The 7,553-nt window shown below is 36.4% G+C and carries 3 protein-coding genes; all 3 read right to left on the reverse strand.

What is annotated here, in order from left to right; translation table 11 throughout:
- Positions 1 to 380: 380 nt before the first annotated feature.
- Positions 381 to 1,541 (reverse strand): 3'-5' exonuclease, encoded by a 1,161-nt coding sequence (locus Q0X59_RS05915; protein ID WP_297643857.1) that lies wholly within the window; start codon positions 1,539 to 1,541, stop codon positions 381 to 383.
- Positions 1,542 to 1,737: 196 nt separating this feature from the next.
- On the reverse strand, positions 1,738 to 6,816 hold the full coding sequence (locus Q0X59_RS05920; RefSeq protein ID WP_297643859.1) for a type ISP restriction/modification enzyme: 5,079 nt from the start codon (positions 6,814 to 6,816) through the stop codon (positions 1,738 to 1,740).
- A gap of 281 nt (positions 6,817 to 7,097) precedes the next feature.
- On the reverse strand, positions 7,098 to 7,553 hold a 456-nt coding region (locus Q0X59_RS05925), incomplete at its 5' end, for a hypothetical protein (protein WP_297643861.1).

Raw genomic sequence — 7,553 nt, forward strand, 5'->3', positions numbered from 1 at the left:
GACTTAGAATGAGGGCTTGCATTCAAAATCTTTTCCTGCTCCTTCTGATAAATCAGAGACTGAAGAATCCTTGCTCGCATTTGACGCTGCAAACGCTCTTGCGACATTTTCATTGACTCCTGACGCATCTGCTCCACATTCTTCGCTGGATAAATACTTGGAAACATTTGAAGACCGTTCATTATCATTAAGCCCATTACTAACCACTACCCCTATAAATTAAATTATATTTAAATCAGCTATTACATTAACGCTCTTCATTAATATGATATCGTAACTTTATTCTAAACTCATGGAGCATTATAAATAGAATGAATATCTATTACTCTGCACAATCACAAAATTACATGCACACAAAACCGTGTAAACGCAAAAACAACTCACGAAATATTACTAGTAATTGATATAGTGTTTGAATCATAATCTTTATTATGATAACCATTGCACGAATTGACCATAAAGACAAGACAGAAAATAGCAAGCAATAAAGATAATACAAAGCGACCATAAGATTTGGAATTCAATTCATCAGATTTATTATTATCGCTAAGCAAACGCTCATGAACATGAGGTTCAGAATTCCAATCATCAGTTTTCTTACAACCACTAGGTGGCATCCTATGAACCTTAACTGGCATATATCCTGTTAAACATTTTTCTGAATCAATTTTTTCGCCTATCAATACATTGCGCTTACGTTTTTTATCAACTTTATTTTGAACGTGTAATGTAGCTTTGCAATCCTCTAACGCATCATGCGCGTTATAAGAATATTTACACTCTTTGGCAGCACATTCTAATGCAATTTTTTTTGAACCATAGAAAGTTTCAGCATATTCACGCATAGTATCAGTAACTTTGTTCCTGTTAAGGCGTATACCAATTTCAGCAAGAAAAGCCAAATCAAACTTAGCGTTGAATACACATATTTCTCTAGCTCTATTAATGATATTTTGTATAGCTTCCACATCTTTAGTAATACATTCACATTTTCTAACATCAAAAGGATTTATATGATTTATTGCTTCAGCTTTAGGCCAATGAGTAACATATTCGGGTTTATATAGCTTATTCCATAAGACATTGCCATTCCCATCAATTATAGCCAACTGCAATATTTCATCAGCTTCAGGATCTAAACCAGTAGTTTCTGTATCCAAAACAATTCTTGGAATTATATCTTCACATGGAATGCTCACAGTATTCATTTCAACCTTTAAACTAAATTGAAGTAAATTAGAACTGCTATTAGAAGACGTTTTGGGCTTGTAAGAAAAATATTCTAGTTTATGACCTACTAATGGCATTAATACATTGTTAGCTTCTGTTAATACACTTTTTGTTTCAAAAATTATATTTCCATAACTAGTTTTTACAATTACATGTTTCTCTTCACCGTTACATTCGGTGGTCACTATGCAATTCTTAAAAGTACGGGACCTTGAAACATCAACATAATCTGTAATAAAACGCGAGTCAGCACAAAAAGAATACTTGCCAGATATTTTCATAACACTTCGCATAAAATGATTTTTTACCAAAACTTCCCTCTTTTCGAATATATCTGCTGCATGCTAACAGAACTGTCCACAAGTTTAATAAAAACTAAAGATTTAAGTGTAAATTTTGTAACTTATTAATGAAGAGTGTTGGATCATTCGCTTCTATACAAATAATCCAACACTATAATCATCATACATACTCAACAAGTGCGTTTATAGCCAAATAATTCTACAACTAATTCCACGCATCTGGCCAGCAATCTGGCTTATTAGTGATTTCGTTAATTTTTGGCAAACCGTCAATAATGTTCATTGTTTCTACGCTAACGCGAACTACCTTTTTAACCAAATCAACAATATAGCGCGGATTATCGTAAGCTTCGTTTGGATTTCGCACAATCCCAGTCTTCTTATCTACAGCTACTTGATATCGCTCAATAAGCCATTTGATTGCACTTTTACCGTTTACAACATACCTGTATGCTTGCAAAGGAATATTTTCAAGCACAAGATTTTGAGATACTTGCAATACCGTTAAATCGTCCTCTTTTTTGCCAGTTTCTGGATTAACGATTTTTCGAGGATACTTCATTCTGATTGTTTCGCCAGGATTTTCACTGTCTCCTACTTCGCGAATATCATCCCATGGCTTAACTTTTTCATAGTTTAAGTGCAATTTAGCGAGTTTTTCACCAGCTTTTTTGAAAGCTAAGAAGTTTTGAGCTAATGGAATTCGAGGCAAGTCTTTTTGCAAATTATTAGCAAAGCGACTGCGATAATCCGAGCTGTGTAAAACTCCGTAAACATAGTAGAAAATGTCTTCTTTAGTAATAGTTAGACCAGAATATGCTGCTTGGAATACTGCTAAACCTTCGTCTGTAATTGCATCGTGACGCACGTAGCCAGATTTATTTTCTTCAACATTTGTGCTGAAAAGATCTTGATCTTGGCACACCTTTTCGTACCAATAAAGTGGGAAGCATTGTGCTCCAGCACTTAACGAATTCAAGTCAACTATTGTGTTTGAAATAAAACAGTTGAATCCACTATTACTTTTACCTGGAACACAAATCACCATATTTTCAGCACAAGAGGAAGAGTGTTGCTGACATGTCATTTCGCGCGCATTTTCATTATTAGCATATGAGGATATATTGCGGTTGCTGACATGTCCTTTCACCCGATTGTCTTCGACAATCGGGAAAATGCGCGGTTGCTGACATGTCATTTCGTTCATGAACGAATCGAAATACAACCAAGACTTAGTAAAAGGTCTATACATTCCTTGCACGCAATGTTCTGGAACGTACGGAATATATGTACCTTTTTTAGCATAATCCTGTACTCTTCTTGACCAACTATATTTTGTAGTATCTTGCGGAAGTTGATTACTGTTATTTTGCAATTCTTTCATTGCATTATTAGTATTATCAATTAAAGTTCTTACGTTATCTTGCAACTTCAATAAAGACATATTCCAAACCCAAGCATCGCGATTGGTTGCAACTCCAAGAGAATACATCTTAAATAATCCATCTGGCATTTTGTCAGGCTTATTAACCAATCCCATAGGAATGAAGCCATCAAAACTGCTATCACGCTTATTTAGCCAATCACCATGCTCATCTTCATTAAGAATCTGCCACTGCGGATCTTCTTTAACAGCATCTTTAAGAATTGTAAATTTGTCTTCTCTAGTTAAATAATCACCAATATCGCAATAATGAATAACGCCATGCTCTGCAGAATTAGTATTCTTAACAAGCATTGTTATAGCAATAGTTGCTCTAGAACCTGAAGCAAAGATTTTTCCGCCTTCCTTACGAGATTCTTCACCTTGAGTTCTTTGATTACCACGTAAGTTATATACATAAATCGAATTGAATTCTTTGCTTATAGCTTTTCGCATTCCAGCGCCACTAGCACTAGTAAGCCAACCACCATTAGAAACAAAGCATATAACACCATTATCTTCAATACGATCACTCGCCCAACGGAAGGCACGAATATAATGGTCATACAACTTACCATTTAGAGATGCATTACTAAGTTTCACATACGTTTCTTCAATGCGTTTATCTAAATGCTCATACTTAGTATTTTGATTACCAGTATTATCTTTATCCCCAGAACGGTAAGGCGGATTACCCACAATAACACGAATAGGCAAATGTAATTGATGTTCAACGCGCTCAGTATTCTCCGAAAAAGTAGTAGTATCAATCGGATCATCCGGTTCATACATTTGGAAAGTATCCGCAAGAAGCGCACCAGCAAACGACTTATACTCTCCACCAACACGCGCGTGATACGACTGCTCAATATTTACATCCATAATCATAGAAGCCAAAGGAACAATCTCATTAGAATGCAAATCATGCTCATATTTGTACGTTAAATTATCTAAAGGAATAAGCGACTCATCTTCAATAAGACGACAAATATACGTGCCAGTACCAGCAAAACCATCCAACACGTGCACATCACGGTTTCCAAGGCTTAAGCCAAACTCGCGCTTAAGAGCACGATTAACCATGTGAAGCTGAGCATCAACCACTTCAACAGGCGTATACACAATGCCAAGCTCATTAGCCATCTCATTAAACGCAACAGAGAAAAAGTCGTTATAAATTTCTTTAACAAGATTCTGACGAGCCGAATCCTTAACAACTTGAGAAGCTTGCATCTTAACAGAAGCATACAAATCTTGCAGTTTAGAATCACCTAAATCCCTTGGCAAACCAGCAAGATACAGGCTTTCTAAAGCGCGATTCATACCCTTAACAATAGGATTATTCTCAATAACACTCGGATTATTAAACAAGCTTTCAAAAATCGGGCGCGTAATCTCATGCTGAGCTAAAACACTTACAGCTTGCTCTCTTGAATAATTAGAATTAAGGCTATTGCGCAAACCTTGTAAGAACCTGTTAAATTCTTCAACAGCGGCACCAGATTCCAACATTTCATCAATCGCTTGCGCGCGAGCAGTAGTAACTTGGGCAACATCCTGAGTCCACTCATTCCAATACACCTTAGTTCCACATTTGCGCACAATTTGAGCATTAATTGAGCGACTCAAATCACGTAAAGAATCAATTTCAAAAACGCCTTGAGTAGCGTTAATAGAACCATCATCTCCATAACAAGCATGGCATAAATCATCACCTTGTGCATCTGAGCCAATAAGATGCGAGTTACCATTTTTATTAGCTTTAGCAACATTTAGCGCATCAAGTTTATTGCGTACACTCTCTTCGCCAAGAACATCGACTTCAACAATATGATTAAGCGCATCGGTGTCTCCTAATGCAGCAGCATTAATCTTGGCTTCCAAACGCTCATCATGGCCTCGAAGAGCATTAACAACTCTCCACACAATCTTATAAGCATCACTACTTGCTAAAGCCTCGCTAGGGTCTACCCCACTAGCAACAAAAATAGGCAAAATAATATAACCAAATTCTTTACCATCTGCTTTACGCATTACTCTGCCAACGCTTTGAATAATCTCAACTCTGCTCTTACGTGAGCTCAAGTAAATAATCGCGTCTAAAGCAGGAACATTAATTCCTTCCGCCAAGCAACGCGCATTAGAAAGAATATGACAAGAACCATCTTCTGCAGCTAAAGCTTTAAGCTTTTTCTCGCGAGTAGAAGAATCCATACTTCCATCAACATGATCCACTTCAAATTTAGTGTTTCCAGAAGCATCCAAAAGAGCATCACGTTCAGCAGCATCCTCTTCGCCAAGAGCTTTAGTATAAGCTCTAATAACTCTCTGGAATTCATTACTAAGCTGCTTCGAAGCCTTGATGCTGGAGGCAAAAGCTATAGCATGATGTAAAACGCGTTTAGCATCATCGGAACTCTGAATAGCATGTTTGCCAATATTTTTCAGCTCATTTGCATGACGACGATCAAAAAGGGCTTTCCAAATGCCAACAAATTTAGCCTGATCATCAACTTCAATTGACGGGCCTGTAGCCAAATGTTGCTGCATACTCTTAGGCAAGGCATCTTGACTTATTTGCATAACAACAATCTTGTAATCAGTAAGAATACCTTTTTCAACAGCCTTACCAAAACCAAGGTGGTAACACATGCGTCCATATGTTTTTTCATCATCCATGCTGGCAATAGTCACAGCACCTTCAAGACTAGCTGCACGTTTAGCGCTAGTATCATAAATTCGAGGAGTTGCAGTCATATACAATCGTTTTGAGCATCGCAAAAAATCGTTATCATGAACTTTTTGGAAGTAGCCTTCATCTTCACCAACCAAGCCAGTTGTACGATGAGCTTCATCACATATAACTAAATCAAAATCAGGTAAGCCTTGCTCTTGAGCGTCATGTAAAACTTGAATCGACTGATACGTACTAAACACCACATTAAGAGCATCAGGCTTGGGCTTAAAACGATGAACTAAAGTATAAGCATTAGTAGTGGCTGGAGACGGAATATCGCTGATTTGACCATAATTATCTTCTCTATCGATATTCGATGCTCCGCCATCTGAGCAAACAACATACACATTGATTTTTTCACGAACTTGGTTTACCCAAGACTTCATTGTTTGACTTACCAAACTAATAGATGGTGCTAAAAACAGCACTGTTCCAAAACCACAAAATTCTTCTGCAAAACGCAAAGAAGTCAAGGTTTTACCAGTACCACAAGCCATTACAGCAAGCGCACGATCATGATTTTTTAACTCTGCACTAATAGCATCAATAGCTTCACGTTGATAATCGCGAGGCTCATTTACTTTTCTAGCATGCGAAGGTTTTCCATTGAGATAAGCACGCCAGTCAATATTTGAACAGCTTATAGTCTCCTTATCAATATGAACTATATCAATTCCATCAGCAACACTTTTATTAATATATTTTCTAAGTTCGCTAGTAATTCCAGGAGCAGTATCTGCAATAATATAGTGATTGTATTGTTTATCTGCTAAAGCGTTAGCAAAGAACGTACTTAAATTTTCATTGCTTAGCTTTTCTTTGTAGCATTTTGCTTGAATTGCCCAATACTCTCCATCCGTATCTTGAGCCACAAGATCTATGCCAATGTCTTTGCTTCCTGGATTGGTTGGAGAATCGTTCCACATCCAAACATTTGTAAATCTACTTTTCCACTCTGGACTTGTTTGCAAGAAGTATCGAACAGCAAGTTCCCAAGATGTGCCCTTTTGATGCTGGTCTACTGAAACTTTAACAATATGACTTATAACATCATCTACTGTGAGATTTTCGTTATTAATCTCATCATTGAGATTGTAAGACTTAGCGCTGGCATAATCAGTCATGGTACTCCCCTGCTACATATAGTCACTAAAACACTATAATCATAAAACTGTTACGATTTTATTCCATTTATTAAAATTACGAAATACTGTAAGTAGCAAACTGGTTGAGTTATTGAATTTTTTATATTAACCACGAATATTAAAGCAAGGGTTATAGCCATAAATATCGCAGGAGCCGGCGCCCAAGATACTCAGGCAATTCCGGCTCCAACTTCCATATCCTCCGAAGAGATAGGCAATAAATTCATTGTATCAGTATGTGACAATATTGTCACATACTTTTAAGCATGGTAGATATTTTTTACGTGAACATTTTTGAATTTTTGGATGAGATTTACCGATATAGGATCTTCACATTTATTTAATTGCTCCCCATAAAATCCAAGAATTTGATCTGGTATCCATAATCTTGCGTCATCTTTTCCGTTCTTAAATTCAATTTGTAATTTCTGTATCGTTTTATTTTTTATCAAATATTTTTGCAATACAAGATCTTTCGCATTTTGGTGTTTTTCTCTTGACTCAAGAATTAGTAAATTTACCTTATATTGGGATTCCAATGTTTGTAGTAAAGTTTCCATGCATTTTCTTCTTGCTCTTTCAGGTTTCAAATTTAGGTAATTTCGTGGCATGGAAATGATAATATGTTGTAAATCTAAATCTTCTATAAGTTGTATAGATTTTTCTTTTTCACGCATTGTCATATCGCGCCAATGCAATTTATTAACATGTTTCTT

The organism is uncultured Gardnerella sp., from assembly GCF_947280595.1.
GTDB lineage: Bacteria > Actinomycetota > Actinomycetes > Actinomycetales > Bifidobacteriaceae > Bifidobacterium > Bifidobacterium vaginale_A.